16 protein-coding genes and 2 pseudogenes are annotated in these 22,635 nt (G+C 43.0%); 1 reads left to right on the top strand and 17 read right to left on the bottom strand.

Annotation, left to right across the window (positions count from 1 at the left end; genetic code table 11):
* Positions 1 to 64: 64 nt before the first annotated feature.
* The 4 genes from ACQ86K_RS06920 to ACQ86K_RS06905 all read right to left on the bottom strand — a co-directional run bounded on the left by ACQ86K_RS06920 (position 65) and on the right by ACQ86K_RS06905 (position 8,353).
* Entirely contained in the window at positions 65 to 1,756 is a 1,692-nt protein-coding gene (locus tag ACQ86K_RS06920; protein WP_431200060.1) for a RagB/SusD family nutrient uptake outer membrane protein, read from the bottom strand.
* A 104-nt stretch (positions 1,757 to 1,860) separates the two neighbouring features.
* On the bottom strand, positions 1,861 to 5,109 hold the full coding sequence (locus ACQ86K_RS06915; protein WP_091163055.1) for a SusC/RagA family TonB-linked outer membrane protein: 3,249 nt from the start codon (positions 5,107 to 5,109) through the stop codon (positions 1,861 to 1,863).
* A gap of 936 nt (positions 5,110 to 6,045) precedes the next feature.
* Complete coding sequence (locus ACQ86K_RS06910) at positions 6,046 to 6,870, bottom strand: glycoside hydrolase family 3 C-terminal domain-containing protein (RefSeq protein ID WP_431200059.1); 825 nt, start codon at positions 6,868 to 6,870, stop codon at positions 6,046 to 6,048.
* Positions 6,854 to 8,353 (bottom strand): glycoside hydrolase family 3 N-terminal domain-containing protein, encoded by a 1,500-nt coding sequence (locus tag ACQ86K_RS06905; RefSeq protein WP_431200058.1) that lies wholly within the window; start codon positions 8,351 to 8,353, stop codon positions 6,854 to 6,856. Before ACQ86K_RS06905 ends, ACQ86K_RS06910 begins: the two co-directional genes overlap by 17 nt.
* Before the next feature lie 189 nt (positions 8,354 to 8,542).
* Between ACQ86K_RS06905 and ACQ86K_RS06900 the strand changes: the two genes are divergently transcribed.
* Entirely contained in the window at positions 8,543 to 9,304 is a 762-nt protein-coding gene (locus tag ACQ86K_RS06900; protein WP_091163053.1) for an NUDIX hydrolase, read from the top strand.
* Positions 9,305 to 9,325: 21 nt separating this feature from the next.
* Here ACQ86K_RS06900 and ACQ86K_RS06895 read toward each other — a convergent pair whose 3' ends face one another.
* From ACQ86K_RS06895 to ACQ86K_RS06835, 13 genes and pseudogenes are all read right to left on the bottom strand, one after another.
* A complete protein-coding gene (locus ACQ86K_RS06895) occupies positions 9,326 to 11,047 on the bottom strand; it encodes an ATP-binding protein (protein WP_431200057.1) in 1,722 nt (573 codons plus the stop codon).
* A gap of 2 nt (positions 11,048 to 11,049) precedes the next feature.
* Positions 11,050 to 12,178, bottom strand: a pseudogene (locus tag ACQ86K_RS06890) (sensor protein KdpD).
* 125 nt (positions 12,179 to 12,303) lie between these two features.
* Entirely contained in the window at positions 12,304 to 13,350 is a 1,047-nt protein-coding gene (locus ACQ86K_RS06885; protein ID WP_091163050.1) for a porin, read from the bottom strand.
* Positions 13,351 to 13,478: 128 nt separating this feature from the next.
* Complete coding sequence (locus tag ACQ86K_RS06880) at positions 13,479 to 14,045, bottom strand: K(+)-transporting ATPase subunit C (protein ID WP_091163499.1); 567 nt, start codon at positions 14,043 to 14,045, stop codon at positions 13,479 to 13,481.
* Positions 14,046 to 14,154: 109 nt separating this feature from the next.
* Positions 14,155 to 16,185: a potassium-transporting ATPase subunit KdpB gene (kdpB, locus tag ACQ86K_RS06875; protein WP_091163049.1), complete on the bottom strand. Its 2,031-nt coding sequence runs from the start codon at positions 16,183 to 16,185 to the stop codon at positions 14,155 to 14,157.
* A 2-nt stretch (positions 16,186 to 16,187) separates the two neighbouring features.
* Positions 16,188 to 17,902: pseudogene (gene kdpA, locus ACQ86K_RS06870) on the bottom strand (potassium-transporting ATPase subunit KdpA).
* 9 nt (positions 17,903 to 17,911) lie between these two features.
* Positions 17,912 to 17,989, bottom strand: a complete 78-nt coding sequence (gene kdpF, locus ACQ86K_RS06865) for a K(+)-transporting ATPase subunit F (RefSeq protein ID WP_083879072.1) — start codon at positions 17,987 to 17,989, stop codon at positions 17,912 to 17,914.
* Between the two features lie 465 nt (positions 17,990 to 18,454).
* Entirely contained in the window at positions 18,455 to 19,447 is a 993-nt protein-coding gene (locus ACQ86K_RS06860) for a sigma-54 interaction domain-containing protein (RefSeq protein ID WP_431200056.1), read from the bottom strand.
* Between the two features lie 110 nt (positions 19,448 to 19,557).
* Positions 19,558 to 19,800 carry a response regulator gene (locus ACQ86K_RS06855; RefSeq protein ID WP_431200055.1) on the bottom strand — a complete coding sequence of 81 codons (243 nt, stop codon included), beginning with the start codon at positions 19,798 to 19,800 and terminating at the stop codon, positions 19,558 to 19,560.
* A gap of 208 nt (positions 19,801 to 20,008) precedes the next feature.
* Entirely contained in the window at positions 20,009 to 20,122 is a 114-nt protein-coding gene (locus ACQ86K_RS06850) for a YqaE/Pmp3 family membrane protein (RefSeq protein WP_431200054.1), read from the bottom strand.
* 50 nt (positions 20,123 to 20,172) lie between these two features.
* On the bottom strand, positions 20,173 to 20,724 hold the full coding sequence (locus ACQ86K_RS06845) for an acyl-CoA thioesterase (protein WP_091163046.1): 552 nt from the start codon (positions 20,722 to 20,724) through the stop codon (positions 20,173 to 20,175).
* A 207-nt stretch (positions 20,725 to 20,931) separates the two neighbouring features.
* Positions 20,932 to 21,657 carry an SDR family oxidoreductase gene (locus ACQ86K_RS06840; RefSeq protein WP_091163045.1) on the bottom strand — a complete coding sequence of 242 codons (726 nt, stop codon included), beginning with the start codon at positions 21,655 to 21,657 and terminating at the stop codon, positions 20,932 to 20,934.
* A 51-nt stretch (positions 21,658 to 21,708) separates the two neighbouring features.
* Positions 21,709 to 22,614, bottom strand: a complete 906-nt coding sequence (locus ACQ86K_RS06835; protein WP_091163044.1) for a helix-turn-helix domain-containing protein — start codon at positions 22,612 to 22,614, stop codon at positions 21,709 to 21,711.
* Positions 22,615 to 22,635 lie beyond the last annotated feature (21 nt).

Below are 22,635 nucleotides of genomic sequence, written 5' to 3'. Positions count from 1 at the left end.
ACTATAAAAAAAGGTGGAGATAATTATCTCCACCTAAAGTTAAATATTTAAAATCAATGGTTAATTAATAACCAGGGTTTTGTTTAAGTTTTGAGGCCCCTTTTGAACCAGAAAGGTCGATCTCGCTTTGAGGTATAGCGTAATATTCGTTTTTACCTTTAGTAAAGTGAGCACCGTTCAGCTGTGAGTTAACGTTAATATCGTATGCGAAGAAAGCGTTGATTTCATCAGCCATGCTGCCTGTACCTTGATCCCAGCGTTGTAAATCGAAGAAACGCTGACCTTCCATCGCCAATTCAAGTTTACGCTCGAAATGGATAGCTGTACGGGCATAAGTTTTATTGGCAAATGCACCGGCAGGATATGGTTTAACCAAATAATTATCAGCAGGGGTTGTCTTTGTAGTATACTCCGATTTTGACGGATCGTATGCTGAATTTTTATATACCCACCAAACAGGATTTGCAGCACGGTTACGAACCATATTTACATATTCTAAAGCCTTATCAGTACTTCCAACTTCTACTTCAGCTTCTGCAGCCATCAGTAAGACATCGCTCCAACGCATTAAGTTAATGTTGTTTGAGGTAACCTCATTGGCTGCCCAGTAGTTTTCAGTACTTGAATTAGTACCTTTTTCGGCAGATGAATAAACGTTTTTACGTGGATTGAAAACACCATCTGTAGGGTCACGGATCCAACTTGCCGGAGGATTGCCCCAGTCAAGATAAGGAATGTTAGGACGCCCCATGGTGATATCAATACGAGGATCTAAAGTACCAGTGTAAGGATCAGTTTTACCGCTTACTTTTTTACCCGAATTGAAAGTGGTAAACAATGGTAAGCCGTCACCATCTGTTTTAAATGAGTTACCTAATGATTGCGATGGGTTGAAGAAACCGCAGCAAGCACCAGGCCCACTGTTGTAAGGGAAGTTCAACTCATCGCCGGTGTTACCGTTGTTACCGCCTGAGTTATCATTAACTGATGATTGTGCAGCAAATACCGATTCTACACTGTTTTTTTGACCAGCCTGAGGGCTAAAGTTCTTCTGCATGTTATCGTTCAATGCAAAGTGGTCGCCGCTTGGTTTGGTACCATTAGGTATAAGGTTATCATATAACGCTTTAGCTTCGGCAAATTTGTGTTGAAACATTTTTGCTTTGGCGAGATATGCCATAGCTATCCATTTGTTCGCGCGGCCTTTTTGCGATTGAAGGGCAGGAATATTATCTATACCTGCCTGTAAGTCAGCTTCTATATTCGGCCAGATATCCTTATCATTAGGCTGGTTGGCATCTGTTTGCGTTTCGTCAATGTAAGGGATCATGTTGTACATTTTCTTAAGTTCCATGTAGTAATATCCTCTTAAGAAACGAGCTTCACCGGTAATCCTTTTTACATCATCGGCACTGATATCTTTTGCTAACGGAAGTGTGCGCAAAACGTCATTAGCCCGGCTAACACCGTTAAAACAAAGTCGGTATTTGTCTCTGATGTACGGATTCGAGGTAGAATAAGTAAAATTACCTACCGGCAAGATATCGTTACCACCATCCGATGGCTCTGAACCTTTATAGGCATCACCAGCAGTAACACTACCAAATAACCAGTTTGAACCGGCTGCGTTTATACCGCCGCCATTACCACCTACACCGTCCAACAGTGAATAAGTACCAATTAGTAAGCTTTCAACACCAGTTTTGTTAGCAACGATGTTCGGGCTTAAGCTTTGCAGGATGGGCCTGTTTAGCATATCCTTACGGCACGCATACACCAGGCACACCAACAGCGACGCTATTGGTATGATCAGTTTTATTTGAATTTTTTCATAACTTTTATATTAAAAATTTCTCAATATTAGAAAGAGGCGTTAACACCAATGTTATATATCTTCTGCCCGGCAGGGTAGTTACCAAAGTCGATACCAAAACTGGTATTGTTATTTAGGTTTGATGGCTGTAACTCAGGATCTAAACCAGTGTACTTCGTAATAGTGAACAAGTTGTTAGCCAACAAATAAAACCTTAATCTCTTAATACCCAAAGCCTTGATTTGCGAATTTGGAACGGTATAACCTAATGTCAATGATTTCAACCTAACATAGGTACCGCTTTCAAGGTACCATGAATTTGGATCACCCGTGTTATCAGCGTTAGCTGTACGGGTTAATACAGGGATAGTTGCCTGGCTGTTATCAGCACCTGGTTTCCAAACTTTAGGGCCTAATATATCAGCACTTACGTTACCGGTAAATACTTGTGGGAAATAAGTCCAGTATTTAATGTAATTAAAGATCTTGCCACCAAATGAACCATAAAGAAAGGCATTCAGATCGAAGTTTTTGTAACTAACGTTGAATGTAAAGCCACCTGTAAATTTGGGGTTAGGGTTACCTATAAATGTTTTGTCATCAGAGGTGATCTTTCCATCACCGTTAACGTCGGCATATTTAAATAAACCCGGCCTTGCGTTAACATCGGTTGGCGAAGCAGCTATATCAGCAGCATCACGATATAAGCCGATAACTTTATATCCGTAAAATTCGCCCACAGGCTGCCCTGGCTGTAACCTTACAAAGTTTTGGATACGTGTTGAGCCATCGCTGTTACGATCCTGGTATTTAAGGCCATTCAAATCGGTAACAAGGTTTGAGTAATGGCTTGCATTCAGGCTCAGATCATATTTCCAGTCGCTGCCGACATTGCCATGATAGCTGGCAACAATTTCAAAACCTTTATTTTTAATGTTACCACCATTAACATAAGGTAAGTTTGCAACGGCAGCGGGAGCAAGTGCTATTGAAGGATCGCCTGATTGGAATAACAAACCTGTAACCGATTTCTGGAAATATTCAAATGTGAAATCGAATTTATTGTTAAACAAAGTAGCGTCAAAACCAATATTCTTGATCTTATCAGTTTCCCATGACGTAGCTAAGTTACCTTGTTGTATCCTGTACAAACCTGTAACAGTTGAGTTACCAGTTCCAGTGATGTCATAATTGGCATTACCGTTTGACTGGGCGTATAAGCTGTAAGCATTACTTAAGCGGGTTTCAACGCCGGCAAGTGAGCCAAGACTACCATAGCTTGCGCGGATCTTCATGTCATTAAGCCAGCTAACATCTTTCAGAAATGCCTCTTTGGAAATCCTCCAACCAGCGGTTACTGAAGGGAAAGTACCCCATTGATGACCTGGAGAAAAATATGAAGAACCGTCACGACGAACTGTTGCACCTAAGATATACTTATCGTTAAACTGGTAGTCCAATTTTGCGAAATACGAAAGCAAACCTGAATCAAAAAGCTGATCAACACCGTTGCTCGGTGGGTTAGCACCGTTGGCTACGGTTACATAGTTAGGGTCAAATGAGATATTGTAGTTACCTCCACCTGCACGGATACCGCGTCTGTAAGTAGTTATAGCCTCAGAACCAGCTAATAGATTAACGCTATGTTTACCAAACTGCTGTTTATAGTTTAAGGTATTAGTCCAGGTGTACTGGCTGTTGTAGCCTGCTACTTCAGTAAAACCGTTGGTTGAAGTATTACCTTCTGAGTTTTCATATGCAGGTTTAGTAAAGTAGTAGTAGTAGTAATTATCGACCGTACCACCAAATTGGGTGCGGATGGTGAAATGTTTCAGAAAATCAGCTTCGGCATAAACGTTGCCTGTTATATCCCAGTTATTGTTCCTGTTATCTTTTGAACGCTCCTGAACTGCAACCGGGTTACTTGAGTTACCTAAACTGCCAGAACGAGTGCCCGCAAAGTTGCCCATAATATCATAAACCGGGATAATAGGTGGTTCACGATAGATGTATGAAATAGCGTTACCTTCGTTTTGGTTGTTGCTAAGGTTAGGGCTTCTTTTATAAAAAATATAAGCATTTTCACCTACACGGATATGAGGTCCAACAGCAAAATTTGTATTAATCCTGGCAGCATACCTTTTGAAGTAGGTATCAATTAAAGTACCTTGTTGATTAAGATAGCTTATTGACATCAGGTAAGTTGATTTATCGTTACCGCCGCTTGCTGTAATATTATGGCTCTGTATCGGAGCTGGCTTAAACACCTCATGAAACCAGTCGGTACCTTGTTTGTTGGCACGGGTGATCTGGTTATCTGTAGTAAACGGATTTAAGAGATAAGTTGATGGATCGGTTTTTGGGTCACCTACGTGAGCTCCGGCTGGTGTAATATAGTCTGGAATTGTCCAGGTACCTGTTTTTCCAGGATCATATTGTGGGTTACCTCCTGCCAGAGGGCTTGAACCGTCAGCGTTGGGGCTGTTTTTGTATGATTGATAAATGGCCTCTACATACGTTTTGGTATCGGCCAGTTTAAAACCATCTTTTAATGGCCTTTGCGTACCATAGTAAGCATCATAGCTAATAGTTGCAGCACCACTTTTTCCTTTTTTGGTTGTTACTACCACAACACCGTTTGAACCACGCACACCGTAAATTGATGCCTGACCGTCTTTCAATACCTGCATTGATTCGATATCGTTAGGGTTGATATCGTTCAATGAGCCCTGAACACCGTCAATTACAATAAGGGGCGCTGTACTGAAGATAGAGCCCACACCACGTACGTTAACTGTAGTATTAGCACCAGGGTTACCTGAGTTAACTACAGTAACACCTGCTGCAGTACCCTGAAGTAAGCTGGCTGTGTTTGATGCAGGTACTGTTTTCATGGTTGCAACGTTAACCACCGATACCGAACCGGTAATATCTTTTTTACGCTGAGCGGTATAACCGGTTACCACCACCTCATTCAGTGTACTGCTACCTGATTGTAGTGTAACCCGAAGGTTTACATCAGTACCTACCTTAACTTCGGTACTTTGATAGCCGATGTAAGATACTACCAGCGTATTGCCCGGGCTAAGGCTTAAGGTGAATTCACCATTAACATCAGTTACAGTACCAGTGCTTGTACCTTTGACGCGTATGGAAGCGCCAACAACAGGTAACTTATCGTCCGAGCCGATAACCTTACCTTTGTACTTTGTTTGGGCTGTAACTACCAATGAAGATACCAGGCAGCATAGCAGCAAACCCAAGTATCTTCCTTTTAGGAGTAAACTTTTAAACATGAGATTGAGATTTAGTTGATTAATATATTTGATTTAAGCTTTTAAGTCGATAATTGGTGTTGCTAAGTTTTAAAATAGAAAATTGCACACTTACAGGTAGCCTGTTTTAACCGAGCGACTGTGAGATAAGCTCTGTTAAACAGATTAATGGGAGATGAAGTGTTGGAAAGTAAAAAATGTAAAAGTTTTATCATATGAACTTCTCTCGTATATTTTTTTTAACTTTTTTATCCGTGTAATCACCTTTTTTATGCTCCTGCTAATGAAGCAACATTAAAGTTAAAATGTTATAATAATATTAGATTTTGAACGATTTCTGCCAAAACAGAAATTTATATTGGCTATGGAACTAATGTAATTAGTGTGTACTGTATACACAAGTAAAATAGGTAGATTTACAAATTAATTATTTATAGGTCGATTTATCCACTAAAATTACAAATTGAGAATCTTTCATTAATACATTGCTAACACATGTCATACTTTTTTAAAAATATCGTATTGTAAAAATGTTGCTATTATTCTGTAACCGGTGCAAAAAAGTTGTTAAAACAATAAATATTAACGCAACCGAGCTGTTATCTTAAATATTTTGCCCTTAGTTTAATGTGCGGGCCCTCCCTGCCATAATTTACCAAAGTGTTAAAATATCATTATACTTTGAAAATACTGTCAGGTCAACATTTATTATTAATTATGCAATAATAAATGTTAAATATACATTTACCAAAGCAGTACTTTCCAAACAATAAATGTTCAGATTACATTTATTACAATCGATTTCACGCCTTTATACAACATTTTACACATTTTTTCCAAAACAAAACGGCACCGGTGAATTTTACTTACCGGTGCCGTTCAGATATTTTCGTGCGTCAAAAAATACCTTTACCATTTTTAACAAAGTGCTAAAAATGTATTACACTTTAAATGGCACTATTTAGCCCACCAAACCGATGCATTATGCGTATCGGCCGAGTTGGTTCCTATTTCAACTACAAATTCGCCTGCTTCCCAGTCATACTTAAGCTGCGTATTATAAAACTTCAGTTGCTCTGGAGTAATAGTAAAACTAACCTGCTTTGATGCTCCCGGCTGAAGGCTTATTTTTTGATAACCTTTAAGTTCTTTTACCGAACGGCTGATGCTTGCCACAGGGTCACTTATATACAATTGTACTACTTCTTCGCCTGCATATTTACCGGTATTGGTAACCGTAACAGTAGCCTTTAAAGTTTCATTACCTTTTAATTTGGTTTTGCTTACGCTAACAGCGCTATAGTTAAAGGTGGTATAGCTTAAGCCGTAACCAAACGGATAAAGCGGATCGTTTGAAATATCAAGGTAATTGGACCTGAATTTTGAAGGACCGCCTTTGTATGGCCTACCCGTGTTTTTGTGGTTATAATAAATAGGTATTTGCCCTACGCTGCGCGGAAATGTAGCAGTCAATTTACCGGCCGGGTTATAGTCGCCAAATAATACATCGGCGATGGCGTTACCGGCCTCGGTGCCGGGCGCCCAAACGTCAAGTATCGCGTTAGCATGTTTATCTTCCCAGGTTAAGGTAAGCGGACGACCGTTAAACAGCACAATCACCATTGGTTTGCCCAATTTTGAAAGTTCCTTCAGCATGTTTTTCTGGCTTTCGGGAATATCAATATCCGAGCGGCTTGACGATTCACCCGACATACTTTGCGATTCGCCAACCACAGCCACAATCACATCCGATTTTTTGGCGGCATCAACTGCTTCCTTCAACAATCTCGTCGGCCGGCTTAGCATCTAAAGAAACCATTCCGGGACCAAAGTTCAGCCTTTTAATAAACAAACTGTCTTCGGTTATATTGGCACCTTTGGCATAGTTAATGGCAACATTGTTACCTACCACATTTTTGATGCCTTCCATTACGCTTACCGATTTTTGCCATTCGCCGGCAATAACCCAGGTGCCCAGCATATCGCGGTGATTATCAGCCAACGGACCTACCAGGGCAATACTGCCGCCTTTTTTAAGCGGAAGTGTCTGATTATCGTTCTTTAGCAATACAAAGGAGTGTTTAGTGATCTCCCGTGCAGCAGCGCGGTTCGCAGTCGATAACTCTTCTTTAGCTTCTTTACCGGCATCCATTGATTTGTAAGGGTTATCAAACAAACCTAATTTGTACTTAGCTTCCAATACACGCCGGCAGGCCAGATCAATTTCCTGCTGGGTTATTTTCTTTTGTGTAAGCGAGTTTTTCAATGTTTTCAGGAACCCCTCTCCTACCATATCCATATCCAAACCGGCTTTCAGGGCAAGGGCAGATACCGTTTGCAAATCGCCAAGGCCGTGATCTGTCACTTCGTTTACTGCGGTATAATCAGATACCACGAAACCTTTAAAACCCCATTGTTTTCTTAACAAATCGGTTAACAACCATTGGTTAACCGTTGCAGGCACACCATCAACTGTATTAAATGAACTCATAAAGCTGCCCGCACCGGCATCAACCGCTGCTTTATATGGCGGCAGATAATCCTGGTACATTTTAATGCGGCTCATATCCACTGTGTTATACTCACGGCCGGCTTCTGCACCACCGTAAAGTGCAAAGTGTTTAACACAGGCCATCACGGCATCGGCATCTTTCATATTGGTACCCTGATAACCCTGCACCATAGCTTTTGCCACCTGTGAGCCATACCACGGGTCTTCGCCCGAACCTTCAGAAATACGGCCCCAGCGCGGGTCGCGGGCAATATCAACCATTGGCGAAAACACCCAGTTCAAACCTTCGCCGGTTGCTTCTTTAGCTGCAATTTGTGCCGATTGTTTGATCAAGCCCATATCCCACGTTGCCGACATGCCCAACGGGATAGGGAAAATAGTACGGTGACCGTGGATCACGTCCAAACCAAAAATAAGCGGAATGTGCAGCCTTGAGTTTTTAACGGCTATATCCTGGATCTGGCGGGTTTGCGTTGTACCCCAAACACCAAACACTCCACCAATTGATCCATTTTTAATATTTTCTTCAACCCCTTTATTTACTACCGATCCTGTTGTTGCTGCTCCGATGGTTACCAGGTTTAGCTGCCCTATTTTTTCATCAAGGGTCATTTTACTCATCAGGCCTTTTACATAGGCGTTCATTTTCGCATCTTCGGTTTTAGCCTGTGCCAGCACCTTGTTAAAGGGTGTCAATGCCACGCAAAATGGCATCACGGCTATGACAAGCCGGCTTGAAAAATACTTCTTCATTTTTTAAGTTATATGGGTAGTAAATAATTGGTTAACAAATATGACTAATAATCAGGGTATTTCATTGTACCCTTAAATATTTTTGATGATTTTTAAAGCGATATGCTATGGCATTCCGCATAGTGTATTAAGTACACAATTGTAAATATTATAATTAAAAAATCAAACTTTATTTGTACAATAGCACAAATGTTAAGCAAACAGCAACTTATTCAGTACAGCGAGGATGCCCGCAAAAACTATGTAAACCACATTTCTATTGATTGTGTTGTATTTGGATTTCACGAAGGGCAAATGAAAGTGCTGCTATTAAAAACCAATGACGAAGAGAAGTGGTACCTGCCCGGCGGTTTTGTACTTAAGGAAGAACCGATAGATAACGCCGCTGTAAGGATCTTGCAGGAACGTACCGGTTTAGATAAAATATTTCTACAGCAGTTTCGTGTATTTGGCGATCCCGACCGTTCAAAAGTTCATAACGATATGTATGCCGATATGCTGCCAAAAGAACAAAACTGGTTTTCAGGCCGGTTTATATCTATAGGCTATTATGCGCTGGTCGACTTTTTTGGCGTTATACCCCACCCCGATCAGTTTTCGGAGCTTTGTGCCTGGCGCGACCTGGATGACATGCCCGAAATGCAACTCGACCATGAAAATATTTATAAAAGTGCATTAGATGCCTTACGCCTGCAGCTTAACTATCAACCGATAGGTTACAACCTGATGCCGGGAGAATTCACCATGCCCGAGTTGCAAAAATTGTATGAAGCAATTTTAGGTAAAAAGTTAGACAGGCGTAACTTTCAACGCAGGATCTTAGCATTCGGCATCCTGAACCGATCTGAAGAGCCACGTAAAGGCGGCGCGCATAAGGCGCCGTACCTATACTCATTTGATATGAAAAATTACCAAAACGCCTTAACCGAAGGGTTTAAAGGCGGATGGTAATTATGTTAAAATGGCGATGGCTTACGCCGCAGCTATCGCCCGTTTTAATGTAAAATAAAATGTACTGCCCGAACCTATTTCGCTGTCCACGCTAATCTTTCCAGCCTGTGCCTCAATAAAATCCTTGGCTATGGCAAGGCCTAAACCCGTTCCGCTTTGCTCGGATGTAGCATTAGACACCTTAAAATAACGCTCAAATAAACGGGGCAGATATTGCTCTTCTATCCCCTTACCATGATCGGTTACCGAAAACTCTATCTCATCGTTCTTACGTTTTTTAACCACCAGCTCAACTGTTGATTTTTCGTGGCTGTATTTTATGGCATTGGAGAGCAGGTTGATGAGTACCCAGGTAGTTTTATCCAGGTCGGCATGTACCTTTGGCAAACTTTCATCACATTTTACTTTAATTTCCACATGCTTTTGGTCGGCTATAAACTTAATGGCTTTTACGGCATAATCCACAATATTTTGAGGGTGCGTACTGCCGAAGTTAAGCTGTAGCTTGCCGGTTTCAACCTGTGCCATGTCAAGCAGTTCGCCTGTGATGAGCAACAGGCGACGAGTATCGTCGTCAATATTACCTATCAGCTGGCGTTGTTCGGCATTTACTTCGCCTATGCGCTCATCTTCCAATAACTTCAAGCTCATTTTTATAGATGAGATGGGGGTTTTCAACTCGTGCGATATGGTAGCAATGAAATTGGTTTTGGCCTCATCCAGTTGCTGATATTCGGTAATGTTTTTCAGAATAATCACTTTACCTATCACTTTATCCCTGCTGCTTACCGATAAGGATTCGCGCGAATAAAAACCTTCGCGCTCATCAGCAAAGATCCGAAGCTTTGCCTGGTCATTAACAAGCAATTTACGCATCAGATCATTTTCAATAGCAATATCTGGCGCATATTTACCATTAAGCTGGTCGGCTTTCATACCAATCAGGTTGCAGGCCACTTGGTTGGCGAAAATGATAACACCTTTTTCATCAAGGCCAATAATGGCATCATGCATGGAGTTGATAATAGTTTCAATTCGCTTTTTCTCAAACAGGATGCTGGCCAGGTTACTATTTTCAAATTCATCAAGCTTGCGCGTCATGTTATTAAAAGCCTGGCCCAGTTCGCCAAATTCATCGTCCGATTCAAAATGAATTTGCTGGTGATAATTTTTGTTTGATACCTCTTTAATGCGGGCAGTAAGCTCCTTAATTGGGTTGGCAATGTATCCCGGGAAATTAACTGCGAAACTGAATGCTACTAAAAACAAAAACGCGCCTAAAAATGCCACCAGCAACGACCCTCTTTTTGAAGTTGTGTTAGCTTTATCATTCTTCCGTGCGATAGCATCCATGTTGAGCTTCATTATTCCATACACCTGCTTGTGCAAGCGATTACGTAAGTCGCTTTCGGCTATTTTATTATCGCTCCCGTGCTTTAAACTCTCAAAAACAGCCCGCAAGGAATCTGTAAGTTGCAGCTCACCTGCCTCAGTGATATTGTGCTCCTGCAATACCAAATTGTCATTTATCGTTTTTTGTTGGTCGGCCGATAGTTTGTCGGTACGCGAATCAATAGCGGTAAGTATATTTTGCATATACTTTACTGTTTTATAGTTATCTTTCAATATGGCTCCTGCATCGGCAGATAACCGGTTTAGGAAATATATCGACATTCCGCAGCAAATTATTGCCAGTACAAACAGGAAACCTATCCCTGCCCGGAGTTTATTTTTTATTGTCATGGCTATGAAAGTATTACAAGGTCAATATCAGTTTTCGACATTTTATTTAGTAGCTGTGTAAACACCGCTGTTTTCATGATAAGCTGGTAAAATTTAAACCGCGGCTTGCCAATGCAAATCGTGGTGATATCATATTTTTCGGCCGTTTCCCAAATGGTACGGGCCACATTATCATCTTTTACCTTCAGCACTTCCCCTCCCAGTTGCGTGGCCAGCTTCATATTATTGATAAGGTGCCTTTGCGCGGCTAAGTTAATCTTATCGCTGCTCTCGCGCGAGGTTTGCACATATAGTAAATACCATTTGGAGCGATAGTATGATGATAGCCTTGCCGTTTTACGGATAATAACCTTAGCCGACTCATCATTGGTACTGATGCAAGCCAAAAAAGCTCGGGCCTTAGCTTAATTGTCTTAGGCACCTCAATATCAATTTTCCGCTCTACCTGGTGGGCCACCTCACGCAGGGCCAACTCGCGCAGCTGCAAAATCCGCTCTGCCTGGAAAAAGTTACTTAACGCCGTCGGGATCTTTTTTCATCATAGATCTTACCTTCCTTCAAGCGCTCAATCAGTTCGTCGGCGGTAAGGTCGATGTTTACCACTTCATCGGCCAACTGCAAAACTTTATCGGGTACGCGTTCATTGATGGTAGCTCCGGTTATCCGCTGCACTTCTTCATTAAGGCTCTCCATGTGCTGTATATTCACCGCACTGATCACGTTAATGCCTGCATTCAGGATCTCCAGTACATCCTGCCATCGTTTTTCATTGCTGCTGCCCTCAATGTTGGTGTGGGCAAGCTCGTCAACTATAACCACCTCGGGGCGCAGGCTTATCACAGCTTTCAGGTCCATCTCCTCCAGCTCCTTCCCTTTGTAAAACAGTTTACGGCGGGGTATTACAGGCAAACCTTCCAGCAAGGCATGGGTTTCTTTACGGTTGTGGGTTTCGATGTAACCAATTTTCACGTCGATACCATTGCGCAGCAGGGTTTGGGCCTCCTGCAGCATCCGGTAGGTTTTCCCAACACCGGCGCTCATGCCTATATATACCTTGAACTTTCCCCGGCGCGATTTTTTGATCAGCTCCAGGAAGTGCTCTACAGATTGCTCTTTAGTGTCCTCATTCATAAGTCGCCTTTGAATTTTCCTTTAGTTTTTATGGTGTTCCATGCCGGTCAGGCTTTCCGCTCACTTTGCACATGCTTTAGCCACGATGCCTGGATCTGCTGTAATACCTAAGCATTTAATTGCTGCTAAAACCCATAAACAGCTGCCAGCACAAACTGTGATGCAGACCTTGTCAAATCACCATTGCGTGCTTTAAACTGCTCTACCGATCCGTGATCCAATCTCACCTCGGGTATTAATGTTAACGGGCCTGCTTTAACGTTAGCCGTAAGCGTTGCCGCTGTAACCGATTTACCATTTGCCGGCCCTGCAATTGCGGTATAAATACCTGTTTTATGCTTAAAATATTCGCCCCTTAAACCAAGTGTAACGTATTTTGAAACTGCCAGTTGCGGATACAAAGCTACGCCCGAAAAACCGCCGGTAACACCTTTGTTTGCCGAAAAGTCGGCCGCGTTCAGGCCCAGCTTAAACGCGTTTGTTATTTGATACGCAGTTGTTAAATCAAACTCGGTGCCTACAATCCCTCCGGTAATTACGTTTAAGTAGGCGGTCCAGCCCTTAACAGGGTTTAATATTAGCTGAGCGCCAAAACTGTTTACTTGATTTGACGACCGGTAATAATTCCAATTATCATTAAACACACCGGCCATCACGTTCACTTTATCCGAAAACGAATATGCGGCTTTAAAACCCGCGTTTTGAAACGGGCCATTGGTAAACAGGTAAGAGGTTGAGTAGTTAAAATTGCCAACCGGGCTCACAACTTCATAACCTATAAAAGTAGCCATATATCCGGCAGTAAGTACAAATTTATCTGTTACATCATAAGCCACATACAAGTTTTGAATATGATACGACTCGCCATCAGATCCGTTTGGTATCGACTGGCTTTGTCCTCTCGGACCAAATGATAACTCGCCTACAAAAGCGGCCCTGCCAACCTTTTTCTTTAAACCCAGATCTATCATCCCGATAGAAATTGAATTGTGATCCGTTGCAAAACTCGTCGGGATCTGCGATCCCCTGTTTGCGAAATCATATTTAAAATAGGTATCAACCGAGCCGTAAACCACCAAAGGTGCATCGGATGTGGTTTTGACCGTATCCTGAGCCTTAACTATAAAAGCACAGGTTAACATCGAAAATATCAATAGCAGGAAAAATTTCATTTAAGTAGGTATTAAAATTTCCGGGTTCCTTATTGGTAACCCAAATTGTGTTTGTATCCTCGCCGTTGCTAATTATTGCCAACCCCGGCGAGGATTTGAGCTCCGCTAAAACTGCGGTAGCCTGGTTTTTACTTCTTCACCCTATCCAAAGCCACATTCAACTTCAATACATTCACTTTAGCAGGGCCAAACAAACCTAACAAAGGTTGTTCAGTATGCTCATCAACCAGTTTGTTTACGGCATCAACTGATAAACCGCGAACTTTAGCTACACGGGCAACCTGAACTTTTGCGCCTGCTGGTGAAAGATCAGGATCCAAACCGCTACCTGAAGCCGTAACCAGTTCGGCAGGAATCTGTGAGCGTGTTACCCCTGGGTTGTGTTTCAGAAAATCATCTATTCTGCCTTCAACCTGTTTCAGGTAATCAGGATTTGACGGGCCTTTGTTTGAACCGCCTGAGCCGGCAGCATTGTAATCAACTGCTGATGGACGGCCCCAGAAATACTCGTCTTTAGTAAACTTTTGACCAATGTTGGCGTAGCCAACTACACGGCCTTTGTATGTAATGGTTTCACCATCACCTTTACCCGGGGTAAATTTACCCATACCGGCTATAGCTAAAGGATAGATGCCTGCTGTTAATACTATCAGTATTAAGGTAAGCTTGATGGATGGCAACAAATATGTTTTCATTTCTTTTTTAGATTTGAGATATGAGATTTGAGACATGAGATTTTGTTAAATACGAAATGCGTGACTTATAACTCAAAAAGTCTCAAATCTCATATCTAACATCTCACATCTATATAAAAATTGAAACAGCTAAATCAATTAATTTAATGCCTATAAAAGGTATAATAATACCGCCTAACCCATAAATGAGCAGGTTACGGCGTAACAACGCGCTTGCACCAATCGGCTTGTACTCAACACCACGTAAAGCCAGCGGAATCAGTAGCGGAATAATAATGGCGTTAAATATCACCGCCGAAAGTATAGCCGATTGCGGACTGTGCAGGTCCATGATATTTAAAGCTTTTAAAGCAGGCATTGATACCATGAATAAAGCCGGAACAATGGCAAAATATTTAGCCACATCATTTGCTATACTAAAGGTTGTCAATGTACCGCGGGTCATTAATAATTGCTTACCTATTTCAACTATCTCGATCAGTTTGGTTGGATCATTGTCCAGGTCAACCATATTGCCCGCTTCTTTGGCGGCTTGTGTACCGCTGTTCATGGCTACGCCAACATCGGCCTGGGCCAGTGCGGGGGCATCGTTTGTTCCATCGCCCATCATGGCTACCAGTTTACCGCCCCGCTGTTCCTTTTTAATGTAGTTCATTTTATCCTCAGGCTTCGCCTCGGCAATAAAATCATCTACACCGGCTTTTTCGGCAATAAATTTGGCAGTAAGCGGGTTATCGCCGGTAACCATCACTGTTTTAACCCCCATTTTACGCAAGCGCTCAAAACGTTCGGCAATACCGGTTTTGATGATATCTTGCAGCTCGATTACACCCATGATCTTTTCATTTTGTGATACAACCAATGGGGTACCACCGTTTGAGGAGATCTTTTTAACATTCTCTTCCACATCCGCAGGGAATTGGTTACCGGCTTTAATGGCCATGTTGCGGATAGAATCGAAAGCACCTTTGCGGATGCGTAGGCCATCGGGTGTATCCAAACCGCTTGAACGGGTTTCGGCAGTAAACTTAATAAACACCGAATCGGTAGGAGCGTAGATTTTTAATTTGTGCGGGCCCTGCTCTGCAAGTTCTACAATCGACTTACCTTCGGGAGTTTCATCGGCCAGTGAACTTAACACACATGCCATTACAAAATCCTGCTCGTTTACGCCTGCTGTTGGGTAAAAGCTGGTTGCTTTACGGTTACCAATGGTTATGGTACCAGTTTTATCCAGTAATAAAGTGTCTAAGTCGCCTGCTGTTTCAACAGCTTTACCGCTTTTGGTGATCACGTTGGCGCGTAAAGCCCTGTCCATCCCGGCAATACCGATGGCCGATAAAAGGCCACCGATAGTTGTAGGGATCAAACAAACAAACAACGATATAAAAGCGGCTATAGTGATGGGCGTATTTGAATAATCACCAAATGGCTTCAGGGTAACGCACACGATAACGAAGATCAGCGTAAAACCGGCCAGCAAAATAGTTAAGGCAATTTCGTTAGGGGTTTTCTGGCGGGATGCGCCTTCTACCAGCGCAATCATCTTATCCAAAAAGCTTTCGCCCGGCTGGGTGGTTACCAATACTTTGATCCTGTCGGATAATACTTTGGTACCACCGGTAACAGATGATTTATCACCACCGGCTTCACGGATTACCGGGGCAGATTCGCCGGTAATAGCCGATTCATCAATGGTAGCGATACCTTCAATGATTTCGCCATCGGTTGGGATATTATCACCGGCTTCGCAAATGAATACGTCGCCTTTTTTTAACTGTGATGACATCACCCTTTCTTCCTTGCCGTTAACCAGTAAGCGTGCAGGTGTTTCCTCACGGGTTTTACGGAGGCTCTCGGCCTGGGCCTTGCCGCGTGCTTCGGCTATAGCTTCGGCAAAATTGGCAAACAAAACGGTTAACAACAATATAACAAATACTGTAAAGTTGTAGGCAAAACTGCCCTGGCCTTTATTGGCCAGTGAAAATATGCTCACAATGAGCATCACAACCGTACCTATCTCCACGGTGAACATCACCGGGTTACGGAACAGGACGCGAGGGTTTAGTTTGATAAAAGATTGTTTTAAAGCATCCCTCATCTGATCGCCCTGGAACAATGTATTTTGAGTTGAGTTCATGATTATTTAAGTGAAAAGTATTCAGCGATAGGACCTAAAGCAAGTGCCGGGAAGAATGACAGGGCAGCGATAATTATGATCACCGCGAAAATCATCAACCCAAAAGTTGAGGTGTCGCTTTTTAAAGTACCAGCCGATTCAGGAATATTCTTTTTATTAGCCAATAAGCCTGCAATAGCCAGCGGACCAATAATTGGGAGGAACCTACCCAATATCATGACGATACCTGTTGTATAGTTCCAAAAATATTACCATCGCCCAAACCTTCAAAGCCCGAACCGTTGTTGGCTGCTGCCGATGAATATTCATACAGCATTTCGGAAAAACCGTGGTTGCCGGGATTATTTAACCAGGCCGATGGCTTGACAGCCCAGTCGGTACCGGGAACATGTACAATAAAGTAGGACGAAATTGCAAGGCCTACCAATATAATAAAAGGGTGCAGCAGTGCAATCAACGAAGCAATCTTCATTTCCCTCGCCTCTATCTTACGACCCAGAAACTCGGGTGTACGGCCTACCATTAAACCGGATATAAACACGGCTACTACCACAAATATGTAAAAGTTAAGGATACCAACCCCGCAACCACCGTAAAAGCAGTTGATCATCATACCTAAAAGCATTGACAATCCGGATACCGGCATAGCACTGTCATGCATGGAGTTTACTGAACCGGTAGAAGTTATGGTTGTCATGATACTCCAGTATGCAGAGTTAAGCGGCCCAAAACGTACCTCTTTACCCTCCATAGCTCCTGTTGGCTGGCTAATGCCCATATGAGCAATGGCAGGGTTACCATTAAGCTCGGCGTTGATGGTCGGGATCATCAGCAAAAGCATCCCCAGCGTCATTACGCCAAAAATTACATAGGCAAATCTCTTTTTGTTGAGATAAAAGCCCAATGCAAATACCAAACCGATAGGGATGATCAACTGGGCCACCAGCTCAACAGTATTAGTTAGGTAATTAGGATTTTCAATAGGGTGTGCAGAGTTTGCGCCAAACCAACCACCACCATTAGTGCCTAAGTGTTTAATGGCAACCATGGCAGCAACCGGTCCACGGGAGACGTGAACTGTGTCGCCTTGCATACTTATGAAAGTATCTTTACCTGCATAGCTTGTAGTCATGCCGTTAAAAGCGAAGATCACAGCTATCACAAATGAGATAGGTAATAATATGCGGGTGATTGATTTTACAAAATACTCCCAAAAGTTGCCCAGCTTATCGGTAACCTTATCTTTCATGGCCCTGAAAACAACCACCAGCGCAGCAATACCTGTAGCAGCCGATACAAAGTGCAGGAACATGAATACGAAGTGCTGTGTAAAGTAAGTAGCACCGCTTTCGCCCGAGTAATGCTGCAGGTTACAGTTTACCAAAAAACTGATGGCAGTATTGAAAGCTGTATCAGGCGACTGGCCCGGATTCGCATCGGGATTAAGCGGCAAATGGCCCTGGGCCATCAAACAAACAAAGGCATATATTAACCAAACGCTGTTAATGGTAAGCAGGGCCAGCAGGTGTTGTTTCCAGTTCATTTCGCGTTTGGTGTCGATGCCGCTGAAACGGAAAATAAAGCGATCAAGCGGGGCGAGGAAATCGAGCCAGGTTTTTTCGCCCTTAAATACCTTAGCTATGTAGCGGCCAAGGGGAATGGCGATGGCTAAGGTGAGCAGGTAGGTGAAAATCACACCCGTTAGTTCAGTGTTCATAGTTTAATTTTAAAATTTTTCGGGTTTGAGAAGTACGTATACCATGTAAATGAACACGGCTATTGCTACGATGAATAATGCTGCCATGATTTTAGATTTTTTCGAAGTACGTTACAGATTTAAAAAAGATCCAGAATACCACTACAAATGTGGCCAGGTAAGCGATTGTGAGTAAAGCATCCATTTTATGTGTTTTTGCAAAGGGCTTTGCCAAGCAGATGCCAAGAAAATTATTATCAATACAAATAACTGATTATTAATTATTTATATAACAACAGAAACATTATTTTATTTATTTAAGGAGAATTGGGCTATCATTTTGATAGCTGATTATCAAAGTGGGATTGAAGAAGGTCTTAGCTGCAGGAAGTAGCGATAACGTAACCTTTGGCAGATAGGCATGATCTCAAGAGTGGCAAATATCTCCAGGCCTCCGGCTTGTGTACGGCGGCCTGAGGCCGCTTGATAGTAGACACCCGGCTGGAGCCGGGCGTCAGCGTAGAAAGAACTTTTTATTCACTAAATCCGAAATCGAAATTCCGAAATCCGAAATCATTCCAAATTATACTCCTTCAGCTTTCTATACAGCGTAGCCACGCCAATATTAAGCAGGTGCGCTGCTTCTGCACGGTTACCGTGGGTATGGTTTAATACCCGTTGAATATGCAGTTTCTCTACAGATGAAAGATCAAATGCCGAAATAGGTGCACCGCTTTTCACCTGTTGCTGCTGAACTTCATAAGGCAGCAGGCTTTCATCAAGCACATTGCTATCGGTTAGAATAACAGCCCGTTCTACAATATTTTTCAACTCACGGATGTTCCCGGGCCAAGGGTAGGCTTCCAGTTTTTCTATGAACTCGTCGCTGAGGGTATTTACCTGCTTTTTTACTTTAAGGGCAAAATGCTGCATAAAGTATTCGGCCAGCAGTTTGATATCTTTTTTACGCTCGCGTAAGGCTGGCAGCGTGATCTGGAATACTGAAAGGCGATAATATAAATCAGACCGGAAATGGCCGTCATTGATTTCGTTGAGCAAATTACGGTTGGTAGCTGCCAGAATCCGTACATTAACCTGGGTGGGTTTGGTATCTCCTATTTTAATAAACTGCTGCGATTCAAGCACACGAAGCAGCTTGGCCTGTAGATCATGATCAAGCTCCCCTATCTCATCCAAAAATATGGTGCCACCGTTGGCTTCTTCAAACAGGCCTTTTTTATCTTTAACTGCTCCCGTGAACGAACCGGCTTTATGACCGAACAATTCGCTTTCCAATAATTCTTTTGTGAAAGCGCTGCAGTTTACAGCCACAAATGATTTAGCGCTGCGGTTACTGGCCTGGTGAATGGCTTCGGCAAAAATCTCCTTACCTGTGCCGGTTTCGCCCAATAATAATACAGTTGTATCGGTAAGGGCAACCTTTTGGGCAAGCTTAATTACATCGCTGATAGCCGTTGATTTACCGATGAGCCTGTCAAAACCAAACTTATCATTCAGCTTGCTTTCCAATTCGGCAACCTTTTGCTGCAGCAGGGCTTTATCCATGGCCTTGCTTACCAGCGGGATGATCTTTTCGTTATCATCGCCCTTGGTGATATAGTCAAACGCACCGGCTTTTATTGCCTTTACGCCATCATTGATAGTCCCGTAAGCCGTTAATACGATGATTTCGGTGCTGGGATAGTTTTTTTGATGGTTTCAGAAAGGGTGATGCCATCAATATCAGGTAGCTTTACATCGCTTAATACCACATGTATAGTATCCTGCTGTAATTTTTTAAGGCCCTCTTTGCCGGAACCTGCGGTTATTACCTCATGACCTTCCAACTGCAGAATGCGCGCCAGCAAGTTACGGAGGCGTTCTTCGTCGTCGATAATTAATAGCTTACCTTTTTGCATCGTGGCAAATATGGTAATTTATTTTGAACCTTGATTTTTAGGATTTAAGGATTTCTTGATAGAATAGTCCTAAATAATCTCATTCAAAACCTCAGGGAATCCCATAATCATGCGAATCAAGGCTACCAACGGTAACGCCTTGTCGCCCGCATCAGTTGCCTGTGGCGTTTAGCCTCATAATAATCGCTGGTTACCAGGATGGAATGGATCACCCCGGGATCCAGAAGAAAAGGGTTAAAAATATATTCAATATAAATGCACCTATTCTGCCAGTAGTAAGTATGGCAAGCGGTGGCAGTAAAAAGCACAGAAAATATCGCATCGCAGTAGTTTTAATGTTTAAACCATTTAGACGATACACCTGGAAATTTGTTACTGCTTTATTTCTTCACCAAGATTGGGTGGCAATTGATCCCCAAAAAACAAGGCTTTCAGTTCAGTAGCATCATTGGGGTTCATTTTTCCGCCTAATATTAACCTCAATTGGCGGCGGCGAAGCGCACCCTCATACAATGCGCGCTCTTTATCCGTTTCAGGTACCAGCTCGGGCACAGCTGTCTTTTGCCCATCTTTATCCAAAGCAACAAAGGTGTAATAGGCCTCATTACTTTTTACTTTAGTGCCTGATGGAATGTTTTGCGCCCATACATCCATCCTTACCTCAACCGACGTAGTGAATGCGCGGGTAACCTTTGCTTCAATGCTGATCACATCACCCAACTTTATCGGCGACTGGAACGATACGTTATCTACTGAAGCGGTCACCACTATCCTGTTACAGTGCTTTTGTGCCGAAATAGCAGCGGCAATATCCATCCAATGCAACAGACGACCACCCATCAGGTTGTTTAAAGTGTTGGTATCATTGGGCAATACCAGTTCGTTCATGATGGTGTATGATTCCTGCGGCGATTTTCCGGTCATATTCAGTCTGCTTTTGGGGCAAAGATAGGAAAAAACCTCAGCCAACCTCTCTTTTGGGGGTTGGCTGAGGCTAATTGATTAGTACCTTGCAGCTACGAGGGTGGTGATATTAATAAAACAGAAAAAAGCTGGAAAATCTCCGGCCTGTTATCTTAAATCTTAACTTCCCGGATCTTGATTCTTGACTTCTTAAATCTTACTCCTTAATCACCAGGGCGTTTCGCCATAATCGCTCACATATTTACCTGTCGGGCCATCAGCACCTATCATGGCGTACGCTACAATTGGTGCTGCACCATCTTCAACGGGTTTGGGCCCGCGGTTACCATTAAATTCGGTGTTGGTGTAGCCGGGGTTCACCATGTTTACTTTAACCTGGTCTTTAAGGTCATAAGCCAGAGCAACTGTATAGGCGTTCAATGCTGATTTCGACGGACCGTAAGCACCTGTCTTAACCTGGTAATGCTCCCAGTTTGGATCGTTATGATAAGTTAATGAACCGAGGTCGGATGTTACGTTTACTATCCTTGGGTTTGGTGATTTTTTAACCAGATCGAGGAAAGTACGTGTTGTACGGACAACGCCGAAAAAGTTTACCTCAAACACCTCTTTCACGGCATCATCGCTCAAATTGGGAGCTGGTTGGGGAAACGGACCCGGGATACCGGCATTATTGATCAATACATCCAAATGGTCGATTTTGGCAGCCACCTCGTCATGAGCGGCTTGTACAGATGCCTGACTGGTTACGTCTATCAGCAATAGTTCTACATCGTTTAAGCCCTCAGCTTTAAGTTGCCCAACGGCTTTTTCGCCTCTCTCCTGATCACGGCTGCCAAGGTAAATATAGTAGCCAGCGGTAGCCAACTGGCGGGCGGTTTCCAGGCCAATACCCTTATTGGCCCCTGTTATTAAAACTGTTTGTTTTTCCATAATACAAAGCTACGGAGGTGCTATATTTTTGTCGCTGCACATAGCAGGGCATTAACTGTACATTTCCCGGATTTGCATTCTGAAAGCTATAGGCGTGGTATCGGCAAGGCGTTTAAAAAAGCGGTTAAAGTAAGCCGCATCTTCAAAGCCAAGCTCATCGGCAATTTGTTTTACCGATAGTTCGGTATGCAGCAGACGACGTTTGGCCTCAACAATCAATCGTTCATGGATGTGGGTGATAGCTGTTTTACCGCTTTGTTGTTTAATAACTTCCGTAAAATGCCCGGGTGTAAGATTCAGCTGTTCGGCATAGGCGGCAACGTCATGCTGGCTGGCATAATGCTCGCCAATAAGTGCCTGAAAACTTTTAAGAAGGCAATAGTTTAGTGTAACGCAGGTTTCATTGTACTGCTCGCTGTACAGCCTGCTCAGGTATATCACCAGCACCCGCAGCCACGAGGTAAGCATTTGGTTGCGCCAGGTACCATCGGCATTAAACTCAGTCAGCATTTTGCGCATGGTATCCTCTATAAAAGCCAGATCGACAGGGCTAAGTTTTATTTCATGCGCGGCGGCAGGGTTTTGAATAATGGGAAGTTGTTGAAGTATGCGATTATCTTCCAGCTGCAAAAATTCGTTGGTAAAGCTCATCATTAAGCCCTCCATTGGGGCCGAATGCTCTTTGAGGTGCACCTGCTGAGGAATAGTAAAGTAAAAGGTATCGGGCTTTACGGTATAGGGTACAAAATCTATCCAGTGGCGGTTAGCACCGCCTTTAACCAGTACAAAAAAGTAGTAATCCTTACGGTGAGGCTGCAGAAAAGCAGGGTCAAGCCTAAACTCGCCGCATTGCCCGCCGGCCTCGCGCACATCTATCATAGTATTACCCCGCTCGTTATTTTGCTGCAAGGTAAAAGTTGGGATAAGAGTTTTTTCGGCTACAGTTAAAACAGGCATAGGGCAAAGTACGCAATTAAT

This window comes from Mucilaginibacter sp. P19 (genome assembly GCF_050632265.1).
Classification (GTDB): domain Bacteria; phylum Bacteroidota; class Bacteroidia; order Sphingobacteriales; family Sphingobacteriaceae; genus Mucilaginibacter; species Mucilaginibacter gossypii.
This window is presented reverse-complemented; position numbering and strand designations above follow the sequence as displayed.